Source organism: Nocardioides bizhenqiangii (genome assembly GCF_034661235.1).
In the GTDB taxonomy this organism is placed as follows: Bacteria; Actinomycetota; Actinomycetes; order Propionibacteriales; family Nocardioidaceae; genus Nocardioides; species Nocardioides bizhenqiangii.
On sequence record NZ_CP141059.1, the window covers coordinates 3,701,782 to 3,726,786 of the forward strand.

30 protein-coding genes are annotated in these 25,005 nt (G+C 70.7%); 6 read left to right on the forward strand and 24 right to left on the reverse strand.

Annotated elements, in window-relative coordinates; translation table 11 throughout:
• The first annotated feature begins 50 nt into the window (after positions 1–50).
• Positions 51–1,709 (forward strand): DNA repair helicase XPB, encoded by a 1,659-nt coding sequence (locus SHK19_RS17970; RefSeq protein ID WP_322456201.1) that lies wholly within the window; start codon positions 51–53, stop codon positions 1,707–1,709.
• Between the two features lie 7 nt (positions 1,710–1,716).
• On the opposite strand, the gene SHK19_RS17975 is transcribed toward SHK19_RS17970, so the two are convergent.
• Positions 1,717–2,373: a hypothetical protein gene (locus SHK19_RS17975; protein ID WP_322937051.1), complete on the reverse strand. Its 657-nt coding sequence runs from the start codon at positions 2,371–2,373 to the stop codon at positions 1,717–1,719.
• Between the two features lie 90 nt (positions 2,374–2,463).
• Positions 2,464–2,757: a chorismate mutase gene (locus SHK19_RS17980; RefSeq protein WP_322456199.1), complete on the reverse strand. Its 294-nt coding sequence runs from the start codon at positions 2,755–2,757 to the stop codon at positions 2,464–2,466.
• A gap of 58 nt (positions 2,758–2,815) precedes the next feature.
• Here SHK19_RS17980 and SHK19_RS17985 point away from each other — a divergent pair, with 58 nt between their 5' ends.
• Positions 2,816–3,430 carry an HD domain-containing protein gene (locus SHK19_RS17985; RefSeq protein ID WP_322937052.1) on the forward strand — a complete coding sequence of 205 codons (615 nt, stop codon included), beginning with the start codon at positions 2,816–2,818 and terminating at the stop codon, positions 3,428–3,430.
• Here SHK19_RS17985 and SHK19_RS17990 read toward each other — a convergent pair.
• From SHK19_RS17990 to SHK19_RS18000, 3 genes are read right to left on the reverse strand one after another with little or no spacing between them, the layout of a single operon-like run.
• The gene (locus SHK19_RS17990; RefSeq protein ID WP_322937053.1) at positions 3,416–3,703 is read right to left on the reverse strand and encodes a DUF4031 domain-containing protein; all 288 of its coding nucleotides are present in this window, start codon (positions 3,701–3,703) and stop codon (positions 3,416–3,418) included. The genes SHK19_RS17985 and SHK19_RS17990 overlap by 15 nt on opposite strands.
• A 32-nt stretch (positions 3,704–3,735) precedes the next feature.
• Positions 3,736–4,563 (reverse strand): hypothetical protein, encoded by an 828-nt coding sequence (locus SHK19_RS17995; protein ID WP_322937054.1) that lies wholly within the window; start codon positions 4,561–4,563, stop codon positions 3,736–3,738.
• A gap of 1 nt (position 4,564) precedes the next feature.
• Positions 4,565–4,942 (reverse strand): hypothetical protein, encoded by a 378-nt coding sequence (locus SHK19_RS18000; protein ID WP_322937055.1) that lies wholly within the window; start codon positions 4,940–4,942, stop codon positions 4,565–4,567.
• 95 nt (positions 4,943–5,037) lie between these two features.
• Between SHK19_RS18000 and SHK19_RS18005 the strand changes: the two genes are divergently transcribed.
• Entirely contained in the window at positions 5,038–5,403 is a 366-nt protein-coding gene (locus tag SHK19_RS18005; protein ID WP_322456194.1) for a hypothetical protein, read from the forward strand.
• A gap of 18 nt (positions 5,404–5,421) precedes the next feature.
• On the opposite strand, the gene SHK19_RS18010 is transcribed toward SHK19_RS18005, so the two are convergent.
• Complete coding sequence (locus SHK19_RS18010) at positions 5,422–6,144, reverse strand: GntR family transcriptional regulator (protein WP_322937056.1); 723 nt, start codon at positions 6,142–6,144, stop codon at positions 5,422–5,424.
• 119 nt (positions 6,145–6,263) lie between these two features.
• Between SHK19_RS18010 and SHK19_RS18015 the strand changes: the two genes are divergently transcribed.
• Positions 6,264–6,887, forward strand: a complete 624-nt coding sequence (locus tag SHK19_RS18015) for an alpha-ketoglutarate-dependent dioxygenase AlkB (RefSeq protein WP_322937057.1) — start codon at positions 6,264–6,266, stop codon at positions 6,885–6,887.
• Between the two features lie 179 nt (positions 6,888–7,066).
• Here SHK19_RS18015 and SHK19_RS18020 read toward each other — a convergent pair whose 3' ends face one another.
• The 11 genes from SHK19_RS18020 to glmU all read right to left on the reverse strand — a co-directional run bounded on the left by SHK19_RS18020 (position 7,067) and on the right by glmU (position 17,618).
• On the reverse strand, positions 7,067–7,627 hold the full coding sequence (locus SHK19_RS18020; RefSeq protein WP_322937058.1) for a LemA family protein: 561 nt from the start codon (positions 7,625–7,627) through the stop codon (positions 7,067–7,069).
• Positions 7,628–7,676: 49 nt separating this feature from the next.
• Positions 7,677–9,440 (reverse strand): DUF2207 domain-containing protein, encoded by a 1,764-nt coding sequence (locus tag SHK19_RS18025; protein ID WP_322937059.1) that lies wholly within the window; start codon positions 9,438–9,440, stop codon positions 7,677–7,679.
• 127 nt (positions 9,441–9,567) lie between these two features.
• Positions 9,568–9,972 (reverse strand): VOC family protein, encoded by a 405-nt coding sequence (locus SHK19_RS18030; protein WP_322937060.1) that lies wholly within the window; start codon positions 9,970–9,972, stop codon positions 9,568–9,570.
• A gap of 49 nt (positions 9,973–10,021) precedes the next feature.
• Complete coding sequence (locus tag SHK19_RS18035; protein WP_322456187.1) at positions 10,022–10,813, reverse strand: 3'(2'),5'-bisphosphate nucleotidase CysQ; 792 nt, start codon at positions 10,811–10,813, stop codon at positions 10,022–10,024.
• 20 nt (positions 10,814–10,833) lie between these two features.
• Positions 10,834–11,436, reverse strand: a complete 603-nt coding sequence (gene pth / locus SHK19_RS18040) for an aminoacyl-tRNA hydrolase (RefSeq protein WP_322456186.1) — start codon at positions 11,434–11,436, stop codon at positions 10,834–10,836.
• A 122-nt stretch (positions 11,437–11,558) separates the two neighbouring features.
• Positions 11,559–12,227, reverse strand: coding sequence for a 50S ribosomal protein L25/general stress protein Ctc (locus SHK19_RS18045; RefSeq protein WP_322456185.1), 669 nt, complete (start codon positions 12,225–12,227; stop codon positions 11,559–11,561).
• 239 nt (positions 12,228–12,466) lie between these two features.
• Positions 12,467–13,252: an ABC transporter permease gene (locus SHK19_RS18050; protein ID WP_322456184.1), complete on the reverse strand. Its 786-nt coding sequence runs from the start codon at positions 13,250–13,252 to the stop codon at positions 12,467–12,469.
• A gap of 10 nt (positions 13,253–13,262) precedes the next feature.
• Positions 13,263–14,036 carry an ABC transporter permease gene (locus SHK19_RS18055; RefSeq protein ID WP_322456183.1) on the reverse strand — a complete coding sequence of 258 codons (774 nt, stop codon included), beginning with the start codon at positions 14,034–14,036 and terminating at the stop codon, positions 13,263–13,265.
• Positions 14,033–15,001: an ABC transporter ATP-binding protein gene (locus SHK19_RS18060; protein ID WP_322456182.1), complete on the reverse strand. Its 969-nt coding sequence runs from the start codon at positions 14,999–15,001 to the stop codon at positions 14,033–14,035. Before SHK19_RS18060 ends, SHK19_RS18055 begins: the two co-directional genes overlap by 4 nt.
• A 64-nt stretch (positions 15,002–15,065) precedes the next feature.
• Positions 15,066–16,046: a ribose-phosphate diphosphokinase gene (locus SHK19_RS18065; protein ID WP_322456181.1), complete on the reverse strand. Its 981-nt coding sequence runs from the start codon at positions 16,044–16,046 to the stop codon at positions 15,066–15,068.
• A gap of 117 nt (positions 16,047–16,163) precedes the next feature.
• Positions 16,164–17,618, reverse strand: coding sequence for a bifunctional UDP-N-acetylglucosamine diphosphorylase/glucosamine-1-phosphate N-acetyltransferase GlmU (glmU, locus tag SHK19_RS18070; RefSeq protein ID WP_322456180.1), 1,455 nt, complete (start codon positions 17,616–17,618; stop codon positions 16,164–16,166).
• A gap of 105 nt (positions 17,619–17,723) precedes the next feature.
• On the opposite strand from glmU, the gene SHK19_RS18075 reads away from it, so the two are divergent.
• Positions 17,724–18,131 (forward strand): hypothetical protein, encoded by a 408-nt coding sequence (locus SHK19_RS18075; RefSeq protein WP_322937061.1) that lies wholly within the window; start codon positions 17,724–17,726, stop codon positions 18,129–18,131.
• On the opposite strand, the gene SHK19_RS18080 is transcribed toward SHK19_RS18075, so the two are convergent.
• Together SHK19_RS18080 and SHK19_RS18085 are read right to left on the reverse strand one after the other, a co-directional pair.
• Positions 18,132–18,485: a cupin domain-containing protein gene (locus SHK19_RS18080; RefSeq protein ID WP_322937062.1), complete on the reverse strand. Its 354-nt coding sequence runs from the start codon at positions 18,483–18,485 to the stop codon at positions 18,132–18,134.
• Between the two features lie 90 nt (positions 18,486–18,575).
• Positions 18,576–19,331: an AfsR/SARP family transcriptional regulator gene (locus SHK19_RS18085; RefSeq protein ID WP_322937063.1), complete on the reverse strand. Its 756-nt coding sequence runs from the start codon at positions 19,329–19,331 to the stop codon at positions 18,576–18,578.
• Positions 19,332–19,400: 69 nt separating this feature from the next.
• Here SHK19_RS18085 and SHK19_RS18090 point away from each other — a divergent pair, with 69 nt between their 5' ends.
• Complete coding sequence (locus SHK19_RS18090; protein WP_322456176.1) at positions 19,401–19,550, forward strand: DUF1059 domain-containing protein; 150 nt, start codon at positions 19,401–19,403, stop codon at positions 19,548–19,550.
• 16 nt (positions 19,551–19,566) lie between these two features.
• Here the strand turns inward: SHK19_RS18090 and SHK19_RS18095 are convergent, their stop codons facing one another.
• From SHK19_RS18095 to SHK19_RS18115, 5 genes are all read right to left on the reverse strand, one after another.
• Positions 19,567–20,568 carry an NAD-dependent epimerase/dehydratase family protein gene (locus tag SHK19_RS18095; RefSeq protein ID WP_322937064.1) on the reverse strand — a complete coding sequence of 334 codons (1,002 nt, stop codon included), beginning with the start codon at positions 20,566–20,568 and terminating at the stop codon, positions 19,567–19,569.
• Between the two features lie 15 nt (positions 20,569–20,583).
• The gene (locus SHK19_RS18100; protein WP_322937065.1) at positions 20,584–21,024 is read right to left on the reverse strand and encodes an SRPBCC family protein; all 441 of its coding nucleotides are present in this window, start codon (positions 21,022–21,024) and stop codon (positions 20,584–20,586) included.
• A 71-nt stretch (positions 21,025–21,095) separates the two neighbouring features.
• Positions 21,096–22,484, reverse strand: a complete 1,389-nt coding sequence (locus SHK19_RS18105) for an MFS transporter (protein WP_322937066.1) — start codon at positions 22,482–22,484, stop codon at positions 21,096–21,098.
• Positions 22,477–23,301 carry a PEP/pyruvate-binding domain-containing protein gene (locus SHK19_RS18110; protein WP_322937067.1) on the reverse strand — a complete coding sequence of 275 codons (825 nt, stop codon included), beginning with the start codon at positions 23,299–23,301 and terminating at the stop codon, positions 22,477–22,479. The genes SHK19_RS18105 and SHK19_RS18110 overlap by 8 nt, the downstream gene beginning before the upstream one ends.
• Positions 23,298–24,905 carry a PEP-utilizing enzyme gene (locus SHK19_RS18115; RefSeq protein ID WP_322937068.1) on the reverse strand — a complete coding sequence of 536 codons (1,608 nt, stop codon included), beginning with the start codon at positions 24,903–24,905 and terminating at the stop codon, positions 23,298–23,300. The genes SHK19_RS18110 and SHK19_RS18115 overlap by 4 nt, the downstream gene beginning before the upstream one ends.
• Positions 24,906–25,005: the final 100 nt, after the last annotated feature.

Genomic DNA, 25,005 nt, shown 5'->3' on the forward strand with positions numbered 1-25,005 from the left:
TGCAGCTCCCCCGCTGCGCTCCTCCGCCGCACAACTCCGCGGGGACCCCGATGAACGGCCCCTTGATCGTGCAGTCGGACAAGTCGCTGCTGCTCGAGGTCGACCACGAGCAGGCGGCGGAGTGCCGGAGGGCGATCGCGCCGTTCGCGGAGCTGGAGCGGAGCCCGGAGCACATCCACACCTACCGGCTGACGCCGCTGGGGCTGTGGAACGCACGGGCCGCGGGTCACGACGCCGAGCAGGTGGTCGACACGCTGCTGACCTACAGCCGGTACGCCGTCCCCCACAACCTGCTGGTCGACGTGGCCGAGACGATGGCGCGCTACGGGCGGCTCCGGCTGGAGAAGCACCCGGTGCACGGCCTGGTGCTCGCCAGCACCGACCGGCCGGTGCTCGAGGAGGTGCTGCGCGCCAAGAAGGTCGCCGGGATGCTCGGCGAACGGATCGACGACGACACGGTGGCGGTGCACCCGTCCGAGCGCGGCAACCTCAAGCAGGTGCTGCTCAAGCTGGGCTGGCCGGCCGAGGACTTCGCCGGCTACGTCGACGGCGAGGCTCACCCGATCGCGCTGGCACAGGACGGGTGGGAGCTGCGGACCTACCAGGAGGAGGCCGCCGAGTCGTTCTGGCACGGCGGGTCCGGCGTCGTCGTGCTGCCCTGCGGGGCCGGAAAGACCCTCGTCGGCGCCGCCGCGATGGCGCAGGCCCAGGCGACCACCCTGATCCTGGTCACCAACACCGTCAGCGCCCGGCAGTGGAAGGACGAGCTGGTACGACGGACGACGCTCACCGCGGACGAGATCGGTGAGTACTCCGGGGCGGTCAAGGAGATCCGGCCGGTCACGATCGCGACGTACCAGGTGATGACGACCCGCCGGAAGGGCGTGTACTCCCACCTCGAGCTGTTCGACGCCCGCGACTGGGGCCTCATCGTCTACGACGAGGTGCACCTGCTGCCGGCCCCGATCTTCCGGATGACCGCCGACCTGCAGGCCCGGCGACGGATCGGCCTGACCGCGACCCTGGTGCGCGAGGACGGCCGCGAAGGCGACGTCTTCTCCCTCATCGGCCCCAAGCGCTACGACGCCCCCTGGAAGGACATCGAGGCCCAGGGCTGGATCGCCCCGGCCGACTGCGTCGAGGTGCGGGTGACGCTGCCCGACTCCGCGCGGCTGGCCTACGCGACCGCCGAGCCGGAGGAGCGCTACCGGCTGGCGGCCTGCACCAGGGAGAAGCTCGACGTGGTCCGGGCCCTGGTCGAGCGCCACCGCGGCCAGCCGACCCTGGTCATCGGGCAGTACCTCGACCAGCTCGACGAGCTGGCCGAGGCGCTCGACGCCCCGGTCATCACAGGAGCGACCACCGTGCGCGAGCGGCAACGCCTGTACGACGCGTTCCGCCACGGCGAGCTCGACCTGCTGGTCGTCTCGAAGGTCGCGAACTTCTCGATCGACCTGCCGTCGGCCGAGGTCGCGATCCAGGTGTCGGGGTCGTTCGGCTCCCGCCAGGAGGAGGCGCAGCGGCTCGGCCGACTACTGCGGCCCGGCGAGCCCGGCGCCGACGGTGAGCGCAAGGTCGCCCGCTTCTACACGCTGGTCTCGCGCGACACCGTCGACGCCGAGTTCGCCCAGAACCGGCAGCGGTTCCTCGCCGAGCAGGGCTACGCCTACCGGATCGCCGACGCGGGCGAGGAGCTCGCCGGCGCCTGAGCTCGGGTCAGTCCTGGAACAGCGCGTCGAGGTCGGCGTCGACCTCCAGGATGTCCACCTCGAGCCAGGCCGCGCCCTCCTCACCGCCGACCGGCCGGCAGCGGACGACCACGCCCGTCTGGACGTCGAGCGCGACGTCGTAGTGATCGGGGTACGTCCGCCCGCGCCACGCCTTCGGCACCTCCTCCGGGCTGTTGAAATCCGCCATCAGCGCTGCCTCGCTGTAGAGCAGCTCGCAGCAGTTGCCGCCGCAGCGCGGGTCGTAGCCGGGCAGTGCGCGCAGGTCCGCGCGCCAAGCAGTGCGGCCGGCGACCTGGTCCTCGCGGAGATTCGCCACCTCGACGTGGTGGCTGAGCTCCAGCGGGTCGAGCATTGCGACCCAGCTGTAGTTCTGCCACATCGGGTCGTCGTACTCGAACCGCAGCAGGTCGGGCCGAGGACCAACCATCGCGTCCGGTTGAGGTGCCGGCGCGACCGGACGAGCACCGTCCTCGGTGACGCGGTGCTCGCGCCCGTCATCGGTCCGCACCAGGAGCCGGCCCGGCCGCCGCAGCCATGCCTCGACCTCGCCGCCGTCGTCGCGGTGGCGGAAGTGCAGCGTGCGCCAACGCCAAGGTGAGCTCCGGGCGAGCGCTTGGAACGCGTCGACGGTGACATCGGACATGCGAGCACCGTCGCACGCGACACCCCGAGGATCCGAGCCGGTTTCGCTCAGACCTCGAACGTCCCGTCGGTCCCGGTCACTCCCCCATGTTTACTCGTCGAGGAACTGCCGGTGGTTCTGGATCACCTCGGCGATGATCACGTTGAGGAACTTCTCCGCGAAGTGCGGGTCCAGGCCGGAGGTCTCCGAGAGCGCCCGCAGCCGCGCGATCTGCACCGCCTCGCGCGCCGGGTCGGCGGGTGGCATCCCGGCGTTGGCCTTGAGCCGACCCACCTGCTCGGTGCACTTGAACCGCTCGGCGAGCAGGTGCACGAGAGCGGCGTCGAGGTTGTCGATGCTGCTGCGCAGTCGCAGCAGTTCCTGGCGGGCCTCGTCCGGGGTCACGTGCCTATCCTCGCCGAACCCTCCCCATCTGCGATGGCATGGGTCAGAATCTTGGACGATGGACGGCAGACCAACCGAGGTGTCCACCTTGCCGTGGCCGCTTCCCGACGCGCTCGACCTGCGCGACTCGCTGCTCGCGGCGTACGCCGATCCGGACCGCGGCTACCACGACGTGCGGCACCTGGCCGAGGTGCTCGAACGCCTCGACGAGCTAGCCCGCGCCGGCACGTCGTACGACCGGGTCCCCGTCCTGCTGGCGGCGTGGTTCCACGACGCGGTCTACGACGGTGAGCGCGACGCCGAGGAACGCTCGGCGGCCTGGGCCGAGGAGGCACTGCCGGCGGTCGTCGACGCCGCAACGGTGGCCGAGGTCGCCCGACTGGTGCGACTGACGGAGTCGCACCGCCCCGACGACACCGACGCGAACGGCTGTGCGCTCTCCGACGCCGACCTCGGCATCCTCGCGGCGCCCCGCTCGCGCTACGACGAGTACGTCGCCGCGGTGCGCGCGGAGTACCGCCACCTCAGCGACGACGTGTTCACCGCCGGGCGGGCCGAGGTGCTGCGGGAGCTGACCGCCAAGCCGCGGCTGTTCCACACCGCGCACGGCATCGCCGAGTGGGAGGACGCCGCGCGGCGCAACGTCGAGTGGGAGCTGTCAGGTGCCAGCTGAACCCTGCTCGCGGGGGACGCGCGGTCGGCGGCGCCGCAGACCCGCGGCGCGCAGCCGACGGACGAGCTCGCGCGACGTGACGGGATGCGCGCCGAGGGCGACCACGTCGTCGTACCGCTCCGCCGGGACGTCGTAGTGGTCGCGGTCGAAGCCGCGAGCGGGGATCCCGGCCCGCCGCGCGAAGTCGTGGAGCTCGTCGAAGGACGCGTCGCTGGCCAGGTGCGACCACAGCCGGCCGTGCCCCGGGGCGTTCGGCGGGTCGATCAGGATCACCCCCGGAGGCTATCCAGGACCGCGATACCCGCTCACCAGGAGCCCCCGCCGCCACCACCACCGCTCCCGCCAGGCAGCTCGCGGCGCACGAGGTCGAGGAGGTCGAGCAGGATGGAGAGCCGTTCGCGTTGCTCCTCGACCCAGGCGGTGACCTCCCCCTTCATCTCGAGCAGCCGGTCGATGATCCAGAGGATCCGCTCGATGTCCTCGATGATGTCGGTCACCGCGTCGAAGCCCTTGACGGCGAGCTCCGCGGCAAAGGTCGCCCAGCCGGCCGGTCCCGCCACCCGCGACAACAGCTTGCGCACCACCCGCTCGCCGCGCTCGAGGAGCTCCATCACCAGCTCCTCGACCTCGACCGCCAGCCGCTCGCTCTGGTCGGCGACCACCTCGAAGAGCGGCGCCGCCTCGGCGACGAGCAGCCCGAGGCCGCGCGCAGCGACCGCGTGGCCGTTGACGCGGAGCAGGAACGAGGCCGCGGCCTGCCCGCCCCACCGGGGCGAGGCGGCGACCGACAGCAGGGTGGCGTTCTCGGAGTAGGTGCGCAGCGCGTCGCGGAACTGGCCGGTGGCGAGCGCGTTCTGCCGGATCCGGCGGTAGTCGCCGGTCAGCGGCATCACCAGCAGCTCCTCGAGGCTGCCCTCGGGCAGCTTGCGCAGGCCCAGCCCGGCCTGGTTGAGCGCGTCGATGCCGACGTTGATGATGTCGCGGATCCGGCAGAGCGCGCCGTCGAGCGCCTCGAACGCGGCATCGTGCTGGCGGGTGTGGCCGCCGAGATCCGGCGACGTGAGGTCGAGCGGGGTCGCGTCGAGCAGCCCGGACCGTCCGGTGACCTCCACCAGGAACGGGTCGGCGCCCACCTCAGGCCACCACCGGCAGCCAGTCGGCGACCATCTGGTCGACCGCCTTGAGGTCGGCCGTGGTCGCGACGACGGCCTCGCGGATCGACTGCCAGTCCGCGACGGCGATCCGCTCCACCTCGGCGAAACCCTGCGCGAAGACGTCCATCAGCTCGGCCAGCGGGGAGAGCAGGCAGATCGGGCTCGGCTCGAACCCTTCGCGTTGGCACACCCAGGTGCGCGCGTGCTGGAAGATCTGGTGCGCCTGCGCGGCCAGCACGTCGATGTCGCGCGGCAGCCCGTCGAGGTCGGTCCAGGACGTGATGTCGATGTCGCCGTCGCCGGCAAGGTCGTCGACGACGGCGGCGACAGCGTCCGCGGTGCGCGAGTGATCGGTCATGGCAGCTCTCCCTTCGTACGACGCCGCTCCCGCAGCGGGTCGACCGAACGGGTGCCCGGGCCCGGGCATTTTTCAAACCGCAGCACAATGAGCCTGTGGACGACCGCGTGATCTACGAGGCCCGAGCGTCGGTGCTGGCCGACCTGCAGGCTCGCGGCGTCGCGACCGCCGGCACCGTCTCGGTGCTGGACGAGGCGTGCTCACAACGCCGGTGGTGGGTGCAGCAGTGGCCGGAGGGCGCCGCCTACATCGCCGGGTTGATCGCACAGGACGTCCAGGACGCGCTGGTCGACGTGCACGGGCGCGCCGATCGCACCGGCCTCTGGCCGCTCTGCGAAGGATGCGGCGATGCGCCCCTGCACGCACTCCACATCGCGCCCGACCTCGGGGGCCCCGACCCGTCGTGGGTGTGCGACGAGTCCGGGACCGTCGTCGCCGAGCTCGGGAGACTGGGTGAGTGAGTCAGGGAGGCGGAGGGGTCAGCCGCCGAGCTGGAACGACACGGTGTGCTGGTCGGCGCGGTAGACACTGCGGGAGATCTCGATCGGCCGGTCCTCCCAGAGCGCACGCCGGGTCAGCCGGATGACGACCGCCCCTTCAGGGCACTCCAGCAAGGCCGCCTCGTCAGGAGTGGCGACCCCCGCGGACAGTGAGTCCTCGGCCCAGGTGGGGCGACGGCCGCGGGCGGTGAGCTCGTCGTACAGGCTGTCGGGGAGGTCCGGGCCGTCGAGCAGCCCCGGTACGAGCGACGAGCTGATGTAGGCGTCGGAGAGGCAGACCGGGCTGCCGTCGGCAAGGCGAAGTCGTCGCCAGCGCAGCACCGGCTCACGGGGCACGAGGCCGAGGGCACGGGCGACACCGGCGGGCGACTTGACCTTCTCGGCGAGGAGGGTCCGGCTCTCGGCGACGGCGCCGCGGCCGGCCATGTCCTCGGTGAAGCTCGCGACCCGGCTCGGCCGGCGCCGCGGCGGTGCGACGAACGTCCCACGGCCCGGGAAGCGCTGCAGCACACCCTCGGTCACCAAGGCGTCCAGGGCTTGCCGAACGGTCATCCTGGCCACGCTGAAGCGCTCGACCAGGTCGCGCTCTGATGGGGCGGCAGTGCCCGGTGCGCACCCGGCGACCAGGTCCCGCACGTACTCTCGGATCGCCACGTGCTTGAGGGCGCGTCGGTCAGCCGTTCCCCTGTCGACTGTCTCCACAATCGAAGGTTAGGGCTGTGTAGGTCGCCCGTCCCGAGAACGCCGAAAACATGTCTTTCCACCCCCGACACCGAAGTTTGATGGGAACAGGTGTTCGAACGACGGGGTAATCTCGGGGCATGGACTTCCAGAGCACTCTCTTCGCCGGCGGCTCGGCGAGCGAGCTCCGCTTCGACGAGCTCGAGCGGCACGAGCTCGGCGCCGGAGCATGGGTCGACGTGGCCCGCGCGTGGCTGGTCGCGCCGGACGACGTCTTCGCCACCATGGTGAGGGACGTCCCGTGGCGGGCGGAGCGGCGCCGGATGTACGACCGGATCGTCGACGTACCCCGCCTCGTCTACACCTACATGATCGGCGAGGAGCTGCCCCATCCCGTCCTCACCGACGCCCGCGAGGCGCTGACGGAGCACTACCTGCCGGAGCTCGGGGAGCCGTTCCGCACCGCCGGGTGCTGCTACTACCGCGACGGCCGCGACAGCGTCGCCTGGCACGGCGACACGATCGGCCGGGGCAGCACGCACGACACCATGGTCGCCATCGTGTCCGTCGGCGACCCGCGCCGACTGGCCCTCCGTCCGCGCGACCGGTCCGACGGCGCCGAGTCGCTGTCGTTCGAGATGGGTCACGGCGACCTGCTGGTCATGGGTGGCACCTGCCAGCGCACCTGGGAGCACTCAGTGCCGAAGGTGGCGTCAGCGGGACCCCGGATCTCGATCCAGTTCAGGCCTCTCAACGTGTTCTGACTCGACAATCCGCTGCCTGGCGTCCGCTCGCCGCCAGGCAACCTCTCGTCCCGCTTACGTCAACTGCGGCGCGGCAGCGTGGCGCACTGCGGCGAAGCCGCATCGTGCGGCGCCCCCGGGCCGAGCCTTGCGATGGTCCGGGCGGTGTCGCACGATCTGCGACACGCTCGCGCAATTGATCAGAACTCCACACCGGGAGCGGCGGTGTGATCGGTCGGGGCGTCGTAGAACTCGCGCTCCTTGACCCCGGCGACGCCGGAGAAGAACATCCACGGGATCGTTCGCACCGACTGGTTGAGCTGGGCGGTCGCGTCGTTGTAGTACTGCCGGGCGAACGCGATCTGGTCCTCGGTCTTGGCCAGCTGGTCCTGGAGGTCGCGAAAGTTCGCGTCGGCCTTGAGGTCCGGGTAGGCCTCTGCCACCGCGTTGACCTTGACCAGCGCCTGCTGGAGCGCGGCGTCCGCGGCCGCCTTTGCCGGTACGTCGTCGCCGGCTGCCGCCGCTGCCACGCCGGCCCGGGCCTTGGTGACCTCTTCGAACACACCCGACTCGTGCGCGGCGTACCCCTTGACCGTCTGCACCAGGTTGGGGATCAGGTCCGCGCGACGGGTGAGCTGCACGTCGATGCCACCCAGCGCCTCCTCGGCGGCGACATCCTGCTTGCGCAGCTTGTTGAAGCCGACGACGAAGAAGACGACCAGGAGGACGAGGACGACGATGGCGATGATGACGTAGATCATGGGGAGATCCCTCTCTCGGAGTCAGGAGAACCGTAGCGGGTCAGCGAGGTCACCAGGAGCCACCGCCGCCGCCACCACCGCCGCCACCACCTCCGCCACCCCCGCCGCTCGACGACGAGCTCTGGGTGGCTTCGTAGGAGGAGATCGCGCTGCTCAGCGTGCTGTCGAAGTCGCCGACCATGGAGTCGACGTGGTAGCCCGCGCCGTAAGCGGCGCCGTAGAAGTACGCCGGAGCGGGCGGTTCGGCGCCGGTCTCGACCCGGTACTTCTCGGCCCACTGCTTCGCGCAGTCGAACGCGACGGCGTAGGGGAGGTAGGCCGTGTAGAGCTCCTGGCGGCCCGAGAAGTCGAACCGGTCCTTGCTCGAGGGAGTCGAGAGCACCCGCTTGAAGCCCCCGACTCGCGACCACAGCTCACGGCCGGCGGGGGTGCGCTTGGTGGCCGACCCCGGCTGCAGCAGCGAGACCGCCCCGGCGGTGAACGCGGCCATCGGCAGCGCGACCATCGACATGTTGAACGGACGCCAGAAGACCGACGTCACGACGAGACCGAAGCCGACCAGGACCAGCAGTCCGCCGAGGCCGCCGATCCCGGCGCGGGTCAGCAACCCGTTCAAGGTCGCCCAGTTCTTCACGCCGCTGGTGAAGGACTCGACCTGGCTCTGCAGGTGCTGACCGCCCTGGACGTCCTTGCGACGCGCGACGAACTGCGAACCCGGACCCGACAGCAGGCCGGCGACGCTGGTGGTGACCGGGTCGAGTCCGGCCCAACCCTGGGGGCCGGCCTTGTCCTTGATCGTCCAGCTCTGGTCGTTGCCGCGCTGGAGGTCGATGGCGCCGTGCTCGGCCGCATGCATCAGGCTGGCCACGAACGCGCGCCGGTCAACCCCTTCCTCGAGCATGAACTGCGCCTGGGCGGGGCCGACGCCGTCCGGTGGGCCGTACATCAGCGGGAAGCGGGGCTCCCGCTCGAACGCCCTCCAGCTGAGGAACAGGCCGAGGGCGCCGAAGAGGACGGCCAACCCGATGAAGAACCCGAGGACCGGGATCGAGGTGCCGAAGACGTTGTCGAACCGGGGCGGCCACGGCAGCGTCGACTGGTCCGGCGTCGGGATGTCCTGGCCGGCGAGGAGGGTGACCGGTGTGTGCGGGCTCAATCCCTCGGTCCGGATCGTCAGGTCCGTCCCGGAGCCCTCGACCTGGCACGCGCTGGTTCCGCTGTCGCCCACCTCGCCGACGCCGACCCAGCACTGGACCTGCTCGGCCGGCGCCGGCAGGTGCACCGTCAGCACGGCCTGCTCGATGTCCTGCTGCCAGCCTTGTGGGATGAGGTTCCAGTAGAACTGGGACTCGGTGTCGACATCCTCGCCGCCGGGCGTCAGCACCGAGTCGACGTGGTACTCGAGCACGTAGACGTGCTCGCCGATCGACAGCGTGGTGTCGGCGTCGCCGATCCGGTAGTTGTCGTAGCGGCCCTGCTCGACGGTGTGCTTGACGTCGGTCTCCTCGCCATCGGCGGTCACCTCGAAGTCCTCGACGATGTGCCGGATGTCCGGGTCCGACGGGTTCTGCCGGTCGAAGAACCGGAAGATGCCATGACGGTCGGAGACCGGGAAGTCCACCGTCAGGGTCTCGACCACGTCGAGGCCGCCGTCCTCGTCCACGGTGAAGTCGGCTTCGTACGACGTGATCGTGGTCGGCTCGCTGGCCTCCATGTCCGTCGTCTCGAAGTCGACGTCGTAGAACAGGGCGGGGATGCAGAGGATCCCGACCATCAGGGCGAAGGCGAAAGCCGACGCGATGAGCCGCTTCATGGCCGCAAGGCTAGGGGTTGGCGGGGCCGAGGTCCGCTGTTTCGCTCCGCGAGGCCGGCAAACCGTCCCGTCGGGCTAGGGCGCGTCTCCTTATCCGGCGGCCCACGCGACGCCTCGCGGAGGGCGACTACTGCTGATTCGCCTCAGACATCTCCGTCTCGGAGCGGAGGATGCAGAACTCGTTGCCCTCCGGGTCGGCGAGGACCACCCACCCGGTGCCCGGTCCCCACGTGCCGCGGAGATCGGCGACCTGGGTCGCGCCGTGCCCGAGCAGCCGGTCGAGCTCCTCGTCACGGCTGCCCTTGCGCGGCCGCAGGTCGAAGTGGATGCGGTTCTTGACCGTCTTCGCGTCCGGCGTCTCGATGAAGAGGACGGTGTGACCCGTGTCTGGGTCGGTGATCATGCACTCCTCGTGACCCGGCTCGTTGGGGTCGTCAGGGATGTCGGTGTAGCCGAGGACCGGCTTCCACCACTCCGAGAGCTCGTAGGCGTTCCGGCAGTCGACCGTGGTGTGCGAGATGTACGACGTCACCGGGCCACTCTCGCGTGCGGCTCCGTCACCCTCAACCGGGTTTCCGCCGTTACTCGGTGCCGTGCTCGGCGATGAACGCGAGGATGTCGTCGGCCAGCTCCGGGCGGCAGACGATCACGTCGGGCAGGTAGACGTCGTCCTGGTTGTAGACGAGCTCGCTGCCGTCGACCCGGCTGGTGAAGAGGCCGGCGGCGCGGGCCACCGCGACCGGCGCCGCGGAGTCCCACTCGTACTGGCCGCCCGCGTGGACGTAGGCGTCCGCGACGTCCCGCACGACCGACATCATCTTGACGCCGGCCGAGCCCATCGGCACCAGCTCGGCGTCGAGCTTCTCTGCGAGCGCCGAGACGAAGGCCGGCGGACGGCTGCGGCTGACCGCGATCCGAGGCTTGTCCGACGTACGCGGGGGTACGACGGGCGGGGTGCCGGTGTTGAAGGTCTCGCCGAGCTCGGGCTGGGCGACCGCCCCGGCCGTCAGGGTGCCGCCCTCCCAGACCGCCACGTGCACGGCCCAGTCGTCGCGCGGCGGCTCGCTGAACTCGCGGGTGCCGTCGAGCGGGTCGACGATCCAGACCTTCGGCGCACTGAGCCGGGCGTCCTTGTCGGACGTGCTCTCGAGCGCCTCCTCCGACAGCACCGCGTCGCCCGGCCGGTAGGTCGCCAGCAGGCTCATCAGCAGGTCGTGGGCGGCGCGGTCGCCGGCGTCCTTGAGCTCCTTGCCCTCCAGCCCCTCGCTCCGCACCTCGAGCAGCCGGCGGCCGGCCGCCTCGGCCAACCAGGCAGCGAGCAGGTGGTCGTCTGCGACGACCTCGGGAGCAGGAGTACCGGCGTCGAAAGTCACCGGGTCAGGGTAGTGGCCGGTCAGGAATTGAATCGTTGCTGGGTCCGCTCGAGACCCTCGCTGATCAACGTCTCGACCGCGTCGGCCGCGGCGTCGACCTGGAACGGCACGTCCTTGCGCTCGGCGGAGGAGTAGTTGGTCAGCACCCAGTCGGCGACCTGCTGCCGGCCCGGCGGACGGCCGATGCCGATCCGGACGCGGTTGAAGTCACCGGTGCCGAACGACGAGCGGAGGGACTTGAGCCCGTTGTGGCCGTTGTCGCCGCCGCCGAGCTTGACCCGCATGGTGCCGAACGGGAGGTCGAGCTCGTCGTGGATCGCGATGACCCGGGCGGGCGGGACCTTGTAGAAGGTCGTCAGCGCCTTGATCGCCCCGCCGGACTCGTTCATGTAGCACCGCGCCTTGGCGAGCACCACGCGCGGCCCCGGTGTGCCCGGCGCTCCCAGGCGGCCCTCGACGACGTCGGCGCGACCGGACTTGTGGGCGCGGAAGCCGCTCCCCATCCGGCTCGCCAGCTCCTCGACGACGTGGTAGCCGATGTTGTGCCGGTGGCCCGAGTACGACGGACCCGGGTTGCCGAGCCCGACGACGAGCCACAAGCCGGACCCGTCGGCGTCGCTCATCGTTTCCTCCGCGGCGTCGGCGCCGGTCGTCGTACCACTGTCAGAGGGGCGGGAGCTCCCCGGCGCGGCGCTGCGTGCCGGGGAGATCAGTCGGCCCAGGAACCACCTGAGCCGAGTGAGGGTCACTCCTCGTCGCCACCCTCGGCGGACTCGCCACCCTCGGCCGACTCGCCCTCGTCGGCGTCGGGCTCGTCGCGCTCGATGCCGGCCTCGGCCTCGGCCTCCTCGAGATCGGCCTCGAGCTGCGCCTCGGTCTGGGCGGCGGTCACGTTGACCACCAGGGTCTCGGGGTCCGTGAGCAGGGTGGTCCCGGACGGCAGCGTGAGCGAACCGGCCAGGAACTGCGTGCCGGCCTCGGCGCCCTCGATGTCGACCTCGAAGGACTCGGGGATGTGGGTGGCCTCGGCCTCGACCTGGACGGTCGAGTTCTCGGTGACGACCAGCGTCTCGCGGACGGCCTCGCCCACGACGACGATCGGGACGTCGACGGTGACCTTCTCGCCGCGGCGGACCGCGACGAAGTCGACGTGCTCGAGCACGCGGCGGACCGGGTCGACCTGCACCTGCTTGGTCAGCGCCAGCTGGGTCTCGCCGTTGATGTCGAGCTCGAGGAGCGCGTTGGCGCCACCGTGCTTGATCGCCATCATCGTGTCGTGGCCCGGGAGGGTGAGGTGGACGGTGTCGTTGCCGTGGCCGTACATGACGGCGGGGACCTTGTCCTCACGGCGGATGCGGCGTGCCGCGCCCTTGCCGAACTCGGTGCGCAGCTCTGCGGTGATCTTGTCGCTCATTCCGGGGTTCTCCTCGTGGCTGGTGTCGGGCCTCGAAAAACCAAGAGCGCCGCGCTTCCCTCACCCGGTGACCGGATGGGTGCGCGGCGTCGTAAGAACGAGCCGGCCCAGTCGATCACGGAGTCACAGAAGCGGGTGCTCCCTCGCCGAGGCAACCTGGGAATGCTACCCAGCGCGGCGACCACAGGCGAAATCCGCAGGGCGTACCGGCGCGGTAGGGGTCGGTGACAGTCGTCGCGTCAGACCCGCTCGAGGGTCGCGTGCGCCCTGCTCTGCTGCTCGAGCCACCGGAGGAGCAGCAGGCCGAGGGTCGCGTACATGGCTCCCACCGCGATCTCCCGTCCGACGAGTCCGGCGACGTCACCCAGCGCAGCGCCGTTCGCGATGTCTCGAGCGGCCTCGATCGCGTGCGTCAGCGGCAGCCACGGCGAGACCGCCGCCATCCACGACGGCAGGTCGTCGACCGCGATGTTGCTCCCGGAGAACACCAGGAGCAGGCAGAACAGGACGTTGCCGAGCACCGCGCTCTCGCGCACGCGCAGCGCCACGGCCCCCATGGCCAGACCGAGACCGGTGCAGGCGGCCGACGAGACCGCGATCACGAGCAGGAGGGACGGCCACGCGCCGGCCGGGATGTGCACGTCGAGCACCAACAGACCGAACAGGACGCCGACCAGGGCGACCGCCCAACCGTTCACGATGACGGGGACGGCCCGGCCCAGGAACAGCGGTATCCGTGCCGCCGGGGTCGTGAGGACGACGCTGAGGGTGCGGCCCTCGCGCTCTCCCTCGATCGTCGCGCTCATCGCGAACAGGCACGGGATCACCGCGTAGTTGAGCGCGTTCCCGATCACGTAGAACTCGTCGCTGCCGACCCCCGCGCTGCGGCCGATGTAGGCGAACAGCAGGATCTGGCAGATCGGGGAGACGATCAACGACGGGACCAGGATCCAGGGGCTGAGCCAGTTGAACATGGCGCGATAGCTCATCAGCCCGCCGATGAAGAGGATCCGCAGCGTGGTCATGTCCGCCGCCTCACGTCAGCGCCAGGGTCGCGTGGCGGCGGGCGGAGTCGACCAGCTGCCGGCCGAGGTACGACGCGACCACGGCGTACACCGTGCCGATGGCCAGGCAGATCAGGATCTCGCGCCACGGGCTCACGCCCGCGGCGGACGACCGGACCGCCTCCATCGCCCAGGTGGTCGGGATCGACCAGGACAGCGGGTGCAGCCAGTCCGGGAGCGCCGACACCGGAATCACGAACCCGCAGAGCAGCCAGCCCGGGTACTCGAGCGCGGCGCCGAGCGACCATGACGAGCGGTAGCGGACCGCGGTGACCGCGAGGAAGAAGCCGAACTGCGCGAGCGTGAGCGCGGACGCGAGCACGCTGATCACGAAGAGCGGCCAGCTCTCGATCCTGAGCTCGAGGCCGAAGACCCAGCGCTCCCACAGGATCGTGGCGACCACGGTGTAGAGGCCGATCGTCGACAGCGCCAGCGTGGTCGGCACGAGGACCCGCCCCAGCGGGGTCGGCGCCGCGACGACGAGCTCGAGCGTGCCCGCCCACCGCTCGCGGGCGAGCAGCGACGACGCGATCACTCCCTGACAGGTCCACATGCCCATCACGGCCGCGCCGAGCCCCGCGAACTGCATCGCCTCCGGGTCGCCCTGCTGCTGGTAGACCAACAGCGTCGCCGTCGCGAACATCAGCGGGAAGAACACGGCGAGCGCCCCGTCGAACCAGGACGTCGAGATCACCTTGAGCTGGAGCCGGTAGCACACGAGTTGCTGACGGAGCACCTGGCTCATGTCCGGCTCACCAGCTCGACGTACGCGTCCTCGAGCGTCGGTTCGCGGGTGCCGACCCGCCCGACGCGGACGCCGTCGAGCCCCGCCAGCGCAGCCTGGGTGACCTGGGCGCCGGCGTCGCAACGGACGATCAGGACCTGCATCTGGCCGCGCTCCTCGACGGCGACCGACTTCACGCCGGCGATCGCGCCGATGTCGGTGACCGCGGCATCCGCGACGCCGTACGTCTCGATCTCGACGACGCTGCCGACGGAGACCAACCCCTTGAGGTGCGCGGGAGTCCCCTCGGCGACGATCTCACCGGCGCGGATCACCGCGATCCGGTCGCACAGCTCGTCGGCCTCGAACATGTAGTGCGTCGTGAGCAGCACGGTCTTGCCGACGTCGATCAGCGACGCGATCGTCGCGCGCAGCTCGCGGGCGCCGACCGGGTCGATGCCGATCGAAGGCTCGTCGAGGAACAGCACCTCCGGGTCGTGGAGGAGCCCCCGCGCGATGTGGAGCCGCTGCCGCATGCCGCGGGAGAAGCCCTCCACCCGCTCGCGCTCCCGGCCGGTGAGCCCGACCATCTCGAGCAGCTCGCCGATCCTCGCTCGCTGCTCGCGCGGTGGGACGCCGTAGAGCTCGGAGAAGTAGCGCAGGTTGTCGAGCGCCGACAGCCGCTCGTAGAGCCCGCGGTCCCCGCCGAAGACGTAGCCGATCCGACGGCGCACCTCGCGGACGTCGTCGACCACGTCGTGACCGAGCACCCGTGCCGTCCCCGACGTCGGCAGGAGGAGCGTGATCAGCATCTTGATCGTGGTCGTCTTGCCGGCGCCGTTGGGGCCGAGCAGGCCGAACAGCTCGCCGCGCTCGATCTCGAAGCTCACCCCGCGGACCGCCTCGACCTCCTTCGCCGTCCGACGGAGCACGCCCGTGCGGGTGAGGAAGGTACGGCGGAGGTCCCGAGCCTCGACGGCAGTCACCTTGCGAGGCTAGGTGATCAGTGCCGTCGGACGCCGCTCATTAACGCGCTACACACTGAGCGGATCAGGCGTGGCCGTCGAACATGGAGGTGACCGAGCCGTCCTCGAACACCTCGCGGATCGCACGGGCGAGCATCGGTGCGATCGACAGGATGGTGAGCTTGTCGAACTGCTTCTCCGAGCCGACCGGCAGCGTGCTGGTCACCACGATCTCGAGGGCGGTGCTGTTCTTCAGCCGGTCGACGGCGGGGTCGGACAGGATCGCGTGGGTCGCGGCGATGATCACGCCGGACGCGCCCGCGGCGGTCAGTGCTTCGGCCGCCTGCACGATCGTGCCACCGGTGTCGATCATGTCGTCGGTCAGCACGCAGATCCGGCCGGAGACGTCACCGACGACGCGGTTGGCGACCGTCTCGTTCGGCCGGTCCGCACGGCGGGTCTTGTGGATGAACGCCAGCGGTACGCCGCCGAGCCGGGCGGACCACCGCTCGGCGACCTTGATCCGGCCGGCGTCCGGCGAGACCACGGCGATCGGCTGTCCGCCGTACTTCGACTTGATGTAGTCGGTGAGGATCGGAAGTGCCATCAGGTGGTCGACCGGTCCGTTGAAGAACCCCTGGAGCTGGTCGGCGTGGAGGTCGACGGTGATGATCCGGTCGGCGCCCGCGGTCTTGAACATGTCGGCCATCAGCCGCGCCGAGATCGGCTCGCGGCCCCGGTGCTTCTTGTCCTGGCGGCTGTAGCCCCAGAATGGCATGACGACGGTGATCCGCTTGGCCGAGGCGCGCTTGAGGGCGTCGACCATGATCAGCTGCTCCATGATCCACTCGTTGATCGGAGCCGTGTGGCTCTGGATCACGAAGGCGTCGCAGCCGCGGACGCTCTCCTCGAAGCGCACGTAGATCTCGCCGTTGGCGAACTCGAAGGCCTGCGTCGGCACGAGGGAGATGCCGAGGATCTCGGCCACCTCTTCCGCCAGCTCCGGGTGAGCCCGGCCGCTGAAGACCATGAGGTTCTTCTCAGTGGTCCGCTGGATTCCGGGCACGCGAGACTCCTGTGGTCGCCGGCGGGGGGTTACTGCTGATTCTGCCCCCTCGCGAAGGCCAGTCCCAAGTTCCCACGTGTTTTGGGACAATTCGTGTCGCGAGCAGCGGGAAGCGGTCTAGTCGTCGGACTCGCTCGGTAGGGACTCGGCGGCCTCGGCCGCGGCCGCCTGAGGGGTGCCGGCCCGCTTGGTCTGCGCCCATCCTGGCAGGTTCCGCTGCTGCCCCATGCTGACGGCGAGTGCGCCGGGCGGCACGTCCCGCCGGACGACGGTGCCGGCGCCGGTCGCCGCGCCGTCACCGATCGTGACCGGGGCGACGAACGTGTTGTTCGACGACGTGCGCGCGTGCTTCCCGACCTTCGTGCGGTGCTTCTTGACCCCGTCGTAGTTTGCGAAGATGGTGCCGGCACCGATGTTGGTGCCCTCTCCGATCTCGGCGTCGCCGACGTACGAGAGATGCGGGACCTTCGCCCCGTCGCCGATCTGGGCGTTCTTGGTCTCCACGAACGCGCCGATCTTGCCGCGGGCGCCGAGGATGGTGCCGGGCCGGAGGTAGGAGAACGGCCCGACGGTGGCGCCGGCGCCGATGACCGCCATCTGGCCATGGGTCCGTACGACGCGCGCACCCACCCCGACCTCGCAGTCGTCGAGCGTGGTGTCCGGGCCGATCACCGCGTCCTCGCCGACGATGGTCTCGCCGAGCAGCTGCGTGCCGGGCAGGATGGTCACGTCCTCGGCCAGCACCACGTCGGCGTCGATCCAGGTGGTCTCGGGATCCATGACCGTCACCCCGTTCTCCATCCAACGGGTGACGATCCTGCGGTTGAGCTCACGACCGAGCGCGGCGAGCTGGGCCCGGTCGTTGGCGCCCTCGGTCTGCCACACGTCCTCGACCGGGAACGCCGTCACGGTCAGGCCGGCGGCGCGGGCGAGCTGGACGGTGTCGGTCAGGTAGTACTCGCCCTTGGCGTTGTCGTTGCCGATCCGGCCGATCGCGTCGGTCAGGAAGTCGCAGTCGAAGGCGAGGATCCCGGAGTTGATCTCCCGGATCGCGCGCTGCTCGTCGGTCGCGTCCTTCTCCTCGACGATCGCGAGCACGTCGCCCTCGTCGTCGCGGACGATGCGGCCGTACCCCTTCGGCTGGTCGACGACGCCCGAGAGGATGCTGACGGCCGCCTGCGCGGCCTCGTGCTCGGCGGCGAACCAGCGCAGTGTGCGCCCCTCGAGCAGAGGCGTGTCGCCGTACGCGATGAGGACGGTGCCGCCCACGGGTGTGACCTGCTGCTCGTCGAGAGCGTCGAGAGCCACCCGGACGGCGTGACCGGTGCCGAGCTGCTCGTCCTGGACCGCGAGCACCGCCTCCGGCATGCACTCGTGGATGTGGGGGGCCACCTGCTCCCGCTGGTGACCGACGACCGCGCAGACCCGGGTCGGCTCGACGCCGCTGACGGCGGCCAGGACGTGCCCGATCATGCTGCGGCCGCCGATGGGGTGCAGCACCTTCATCGTCTTCGACTTCATCCGGGTGCCGCCACCTGCGGCAAGGACGATGACGGTCAGCTGATCGGCCATGCCCCGAGCCTACGGCTCTACGACGGCCGGCCGGTCTGCACATCTGCACCAAACCTCCACAGATCGGCCACCGGTCCCGACCGTCCGGTGTCCTACCGTCGAGTCATGACGGTAGCGATCCACGAGAAGCCCCTCTTCAGCGGCAGCAGCGCCTACCGGCTCGGCCTCGCGGTCGGCCTCGGCACCGTGCTCTTCCTGATCTGGCTCCTGGCCGCCGTAGGCGTGATGGCCGAGTCCGGCTACCGCGGCGACCTGGCGTACGCCGGGGTCCTGATGTCCACGCTCGGTGGCGTCGTCGTCTCCCGCCTCCGTCCGGGCAGCCTGGCCGACACCACGCTCGCGACCGCGGTGGCGATCGTCGGTGTCACGGTGCTCGCCCTGATCGGCGGCGTGCACGAGCGGCCCGCGACGTCCGTCGCCGAGCTGCTCGGGCTCAACGCGATCTTCGCTACGGGGTTCGCGGTCTCCGGGCTGCTGTTCCGGCGAGCGGCAGCGCCGACGCCTGGCGGGTAGTCAGCGCCACGTCACGTCTTCCAGCTCCGAGGCGTTCTTCGTGACGATCTCCATCACGGCCCGCAGCTCCTGGGCGGGGCTGGCCTCGAACATCTCGGTCTCCTCCAGGAAGACCGGGACGTGCCCGGGCTCCAGGTAGAACGCGTCGCCGGCGGAGATGATCTCCTCACGGTCGTCGTATCTGACGACGAAGCTGCCGCTGAAGACGTATCCCCAGTGCGGGCACGGGCACGCGTCGCCCGGCAGGCCGCGCAGCAGTGGAGCGGTGTCGAGTCCGGCGGGGAAGGTCTCGAACTCGATGAGGAGGTCCCCCCACTCGAGGCCCTCGGTCGTCTCGTCACGGTGTGATCGCATCGCATGCTCCAATCCTCCGGCCCGCCCCGGCGGCGGTCCGTCCGCGAGGACGATGCACGGCCGAGGTTGGCCCGAGGTTGGCAGCAGGTGTCATCCCAGGATCAACGACTCGTAGACGGCGCGGGTCTGGGCGGAGGGCGGAACGCCCAGCTCCTCGTCGAGCACCCGACGGCACCGTTCGTAGACCTTGATCGCCTCTGCCCGGTTGCCGGTTTCGGCGAGCGCGCACATCAGGCGTTGGTACGCCGACTCGCGGACCGGCTCCAATGCGATCAGGTCCTCGGCGGCCTGGATCGCCTCGGCGAGGTCGCCGTTGGCGGCATCGCAGACGATGGCGCACTCAAGGGCGCGGAGGTACACCTCCCGCAGTGCGGCGCGGCGGCGCGAGGCCCAGGGCCCGTCCTCGCCGAGAAGGAACGGCCGGCGGCCGATGTGGTAGGCGACGTAGGCCCAGCCATAGCCGTCGAGCGGCCGGTCGGCCGCGATCGCGACCTCTGCGGCGTGCACGGCGGTCGCCGCATCCTCGATGTCGACCCAGGTGTCGTGCGGCAGCATCATCTGGTAGCAGCCGAACGCCGTCTGCAGCGTGTCCCCCGGGAGGCCGACAGACCTCAGGGCCGCCCGCAGCTTGCTGATGATGGCCATCAGCCCCTTCTCCCAGGCGTCCGGCACCTCGTCGCCCCACAGCTCCAGGCCGAGCTCGTCGCGGGAGACGGGTCTGGTGCGTTCGGCCACGAGATAGGCCAGCACCAACCGGCCCTGTCGGCCCGGCAGGGCGCTCTCGTCGAGGAGCAGGTCGCCGTTCTCGACCCGCACCCGGGACGTGAGGTAGATGCGCACCGTCACGAGGCCCAACCTTCCGCCAACCTCCCCGGATTATCGTCCCAGTCCTCCACCCAGAATGGGAGTTCCGAGATGACCAAGGTGATCAAGTGCGACTGCGGCTTCGTGGTGCGCGGAGCCGACGACGACGAGCTCGCCCAGGCGGCTCAGACCCACGCCCGGGAGGTGCACTCCATCGACATCACCGTCGAGCAGGCCCTCGCGATGGCCGAGCCCGAGTGACCTCGAGCACCCAGGGCTAGGCGGACGTACCCCGGTCCTCGTCGAGGAACCAGCGCACGCCCGCGCGGATCGCCTGCTCCGTCGGTGCCGGCACCCAGCCGAGCTCGCGGGTGGCCTTGGAGTGCTCGAGCGCCGACTGGATGTGCATCAACCGGACGCTGGTCGGGGTGACGACCGAGTCCGTCCCGCGCAACCTCGAGACGGCGCCGCCGACCGCGCCGATCACCCTCATCACCGGCATCGGGATGCCGATGCGTGGCGGCCTCACGCCTCCCTCGTCGGCGGCGATGGCGAAGAGCTCCTTGATGGGCAGGTAGGACTCCGAGACGATGTAGCGCTCGCCGATCCTGCCCGTCTCCTCGGCCAGGAGGAACGCGGTCGCCGCGTCCTCGACACCGACGACCTCCATCGAGGCCCCGCGGACGTAGGCCGGCATCTTGCCGCGCGCGGCCGCCCGGACGAGCTTGCCGTGCGGGGTCGGCACGTGGTCGCGGGGGCCGTACGTGGTGCCGACGTTGAGCACGACGGCCGGCAGCCCGCGGTCGCGCTGGCAGGCCAGGACCAGCTCCTCGGCCTGGAGCCGGGACTCGATGTAGGGCCCACCGAGGTGGCGCCAGTTGTGCGGCAGCTCCTCGTGGGCCGGCCCGTCCTCGGCGATCCCGATCGTGCCGACGGTGCTGCAGAACACGAACTTCGGCACCCCGACTTCAACCGCGACGTCGAGAACGCCGCGCAACGCTTCCACGTTGGTCGCGAAGAGCGGCGTGGGGTCGCGGAGCCACGCCCGGGTGTCGACGATGCAGTAGAAGACGGTCTCGGCTCCCCGCATCGCCTCTCGGAGCGCGACCTGGTCGCCGAGGTCGCCGTACCGCCGCTCGACCTGGAGGTCGTCGAACGCCACCGTCGAGCTGGACTCCCTGATCCACACCCGCACGTCGTCGCCGCGGTCGACCAGCTTCCGGGTCACGTGCGACCCGAGGAAGCCGCTGGCCCCCATCACGAGCTTGGTCCCGGTCACGGCACGTCCCCGGCCTCAGCGGGCCTCGACGTTGCGGACCAGCGACTCGCTGGTGCTCTTCACCGCCACGCCGATGATCGGCTTCACCGCTGACGCGATCGCCCGACCGGCCGGGCCGCCCGGCAGCGTGTAGCTGATCCAGGCATCGACGCGGGTGCGACCGTCGCCGAGGTCGGTGAAGGTCCAGCGCTGGGTGTTCTTGATGCCCTTGATCGAGGAGATCTCGATCAGCCGGTCACGCTCCCAGCCCGTGCACTGGATCCGCGACTTGAGAGAGACACCGAGCTTCATGACGCCGTCGTACGTCGCCCCGACGCCGTGGGTCTGGTCGCTCACCGGCTCGATCTCGTGAAGCCCGTACATCCAGTCCTTGGTCAAGGTGTAGTCGTCGACATAGGCGAAGACCTCTTCCACCGGCGCCGCGATCTCGACGCTGTGCTCCACGATGCTCGACAAGGGCTGCTCCTCGGCAGGATCGATGACGACAAGGCTTCCTCGGGTCAGAGCCGAACCTACGTCGGTCGACCTCAAGCTTCTGTGCGGGCCCGCTCCTCGGTCGTCGTCACTCGACGTCCGGGAAGCAGAGCCGCGCAGCCGAGCCCCACGATCAGGACGCCGGTGAACACAGCCGTGACCGTGTGGTGGGAGGTGTGCACGGCGGCATCACTGCCCTGCACGTCGAGGAGGCGCCCGAGCAGGGCGATGCCGGTCACACCCCCCAGGTAGCGCATCGTCGAGCTGACCCCGGCCGCCATCCCGCTCTGGTCCCGGGCGATCGCCGACAGCGACGCCGACTGTGCGGCCGGCCCGCACAGACCGAGCCCGATGCCGAGCAGGGTCAACGGCAGCCGCACCTCACCGGCGGCGTCGAGATCTCCGGTCAGCAGGATCACCATCCCGCCGAGGCAGACCAGCGAGCCGGCCACCGCCAGAGTGCGCGGGCCGAGGTGCTCGGTCAGCCGCCCGGCGACCAGCGACATCAGCACCATGGCGACCATCAGGAAGATCAGCAGCCGGCCGGTCTCGCCGGCGCTGACGTCGAACAGCCGCACGAGCACGAGGGGGAGCTCGAAGAGGAGCGCATACATGACGAGGTTCTGCAGGCAGATGAGCAGGGTGCCGGCCGTGAACGCGCGCGCACGGAAGATCTCGAACGCGATCACGGGGTCGGGTGCGCGCCGCTCCCGCGCGACGAACGCAAGCAGCACCAACAGTCCTCCGGCGACGAGCCACGCGGCGATCCGATCGGTGCGTTGGGCGCCGACGACCAGCAACGCCAGAGCCCCGGTGAGCAGCAGCGACCCCGGCCAGTCGAACGCGGCGGCAGGCCGGGCGTCGCGGCCGCGGTCGACGCCAGCCATCAGGAGCGCCGCGACCACCAGGACCGGCAGGTTCGCGACGAAGACCGCCTCCCAGCCGAACGCGTCGACCAGGATCCCGCCGATGATCGGTCCGAGAGCGGCCGCGGACGCCATGATCGCCCCGAACATCCCGAACGCCCGTCCCCTTCGCTCGGGTGACAGCTCGATCCGCAGCAGCGCGACCGTGGCCGGCACCGCGAGGGCGCCGCCGGTCGCCATCAGCAGCCGGGAGCCGGCAAGGACCGGCAGGTTGGGGGCGACGAAGCCCACCACGGCTCCGAGACCGATGACGAGCTGACCGAGGGTGCAGACCCGCCAATGGCCGAGCCGATCACCGAGCTTCCCTCCCGGACCCTGCAGGGCGATCGCTGCGATCAGGTACGTCGCGACCAGGGCCTGCGTCACGTCAGCCGGGTCGTGGTCGACCGTTCGAGCGATCGAAGGGACCGCGACCGCGATCATCGTCGAGTTCAGCGGCATCAGCGAGGCCGCCAGCAGTGCACCGGCCAGCCCGCGGGATGCGGTCGAGGAGGCCGACCGCGCCGGATCAGCCATGCGTGATCGGGCGTCGTTGCAGCAGGAAGAGGCGCTCCCCGGCGAACGCGAACTCGATGTCGTGGTCTTCCACGCCGAACACCCCGTCGCATGCCGACGCGAGGCGGTGCAGCGCCTCCAGCCTGGCATCGTCCAGGCACCGGGCTCCGACGAGGTGGGGGGCCACCACCTGCTCCGCGACCCGACCGTCAGGCCCGAGCCGCAACGCGATGTCCTTCTCGCCGGTGGAGCACTCCAGAAGGAGGCCGTCAGGCGACAGGCGGTACTGGTCCGGCGTCACCTGGCCGCTGACCACGACCTCGCCGAGGCCCCAGCTCGCCTCGATCAACCGCTCCCGCGCTCCCGTGACCGGGTGCCGGGTGAACAGCACTCCTGCGACGTCGGAGGCGACCATCTCCTGGAGGACGACCGCCATCCGGGGCGCCGGGTCGAGACCGTGCTGCTCCCGGTAGGCGATGGCCGCCGGGTCGTGCGCCGAGTCGTGCACGCGGCGCACGGCATCGCCGACGGCAGCCGCGCCCACCACGCCGAGCACGCTCAGGTGCGTGCCCGCGAACGAGGCGCCGGCGGAGTCCTCACCGATCGCGCTCGAGCGGACCGCCCACGGCCCGGGCGCCAGACCGACCAGCAACGGGTCGAGATCGAGCTCACCGGCCCTCACCGCCCGCGCGACGTCCCAGCCGAGCGCGAACCCGCCCGGCACCGGCAGGCCGGCACGGAGAGCGGCGGCGAGCTGTACGGCCTTGCCGCCGAAGACGCCCTCGTCCGCCGCGCCGTCCAACGGGGTCAGGGCCTGCGTGCGCGGCTCTTGGCTCACTCCAGCAGCCGCACTTCGCCGGTGGAGCCGTCGACCCGCACCCGGGCACCGTCCGGGATCGTCTTCGTCGCGTCGCGGGTCCCGACGATGCCGGGGATCCCGTACTCCCGGGCGACGATCGCGGCGTGGCAGAGCTGTCCCCCGCGGTCGGTGACGATCGCGCCGAGCATCGGGAGCACCACGTTGAAGTAGGGCGAGGTCATCCGGGTGACCAGCACGTCGCCCTGCTTGATCCGGCCGAAGTCCGCGGAGCTGTCGACCAGCCTGGCCGGGCCCTCGTAGACCCCGGCGTTGACCGAGAGACCGGTGAGCACCGTCGCGGTGTTGGGTGTGTCGGGGACGCCGAAGAGGGTCCCGAGGAACGTGTTGATCGCAACGGCCGTCCGTCGGGCGGGCGCAGGTAGCCACTCGGCCGGCGGCGGAGGCGCCGGTGTTCCTCCCAGGAATTCGGGCGCCTCGCTGGTCGTCGTCGTAGTGCGCCACTCGAACCGGTCAGCAACCTCGGCAGCGCAGGGACCGCCGCTGCCGATCAGCAGCGCTCTGGCCTCCGACGGGTCGAGCTCGACCGCGTGCTCCGCGGCCTCGAGCTTGCCGGTCGTGAGGAGCCGCCGACCTGTCTCGAGCATCGCCCGTCGCGCCAGTCCGGTCGCCCAGCCGTCGGAGAACACCCCGCGCTCGTCGCGGATCCGATAGGTACGCCTGACCTCGGCGAGCCGGTCGTCGAAGTCGTCACGGTGCTCGGACGGGACCCGCTCCCGCAGGGCGGTCAACGCCGAGTCGTCGTCCGGAGCCGAGGTCCAGCTCCCCGCCAGGGTGCTGCGCAGGGACTCGACCAGCACCTCGGGCAGCTCCCCGGCCGCTTGGTCGCCGACGTCGTACCCGACGCTGCGCCAGCGGACGGCGTCGAGGTACGCCGTCACCTCGGCGCCGACGTCCGGGTGGCCACTGAGAGCGGCGAGAATGTCGGTCGCCGCCGCAGGACCGGCCAGGACGTCCTGCGCGAACTCGGACGCGGTCAGCGCCTTGGCCGCGGCATCCAGCTCCGCGGAGGCGAAGCCGCGCGAGATCGCCGAGCGGCCCCGGAGGAGACCCATCAGCTCGCCGACGTCTGCGCCGGTCCAGGCGATCGCGCCGGCGAGGAAGTCGCCGACCGGCAGGCACGCGGTCATCGTGTACTTGTGGTGCAGGTAGGCGTGGTCGATGACGTGCTGCGCGCACAGGTCGACGTGGTCGGCCAGCTCCAGGTCCGTCAACGTTTCGACGTCCACGGCCTGGATCGCCTGATGTGCCTTGATGGCGGCCGGCTTGTCGACCCGGTCCCACTCCTCGAGGTCCTGGCGCCACAGCTTTCCCGCGATCGCCGCCGCCGCTGCCTTGTGCCGCCTGCGCATCTCAGGGTGCAGCCGGCTGACCACCTGCAGCACCGGCTTGGGCGGTGGTCCCATCGCGCCCGCAGGGGCGCCGACCGCGGCCGGTTGGTTGTAGAGGAAGGACTGCGAGAACCCTGGCCTCAGGTGGTCGAGCAGGACGCCGTACTTGGCGGTGCCTTCGGAGAAGCCCCGGGGGAAGCCCTCCAGGAACGCTACTTGGCCGATGCGCGTCACCGGTCGGGCGCTGTGGGTGGACTCGAGCTCCCATGGGCCCTTGCCCGGCGGTTCGAAGGTTCGCCCTTTGACGATGACGGATTCTTGCTCTGGCATTGGA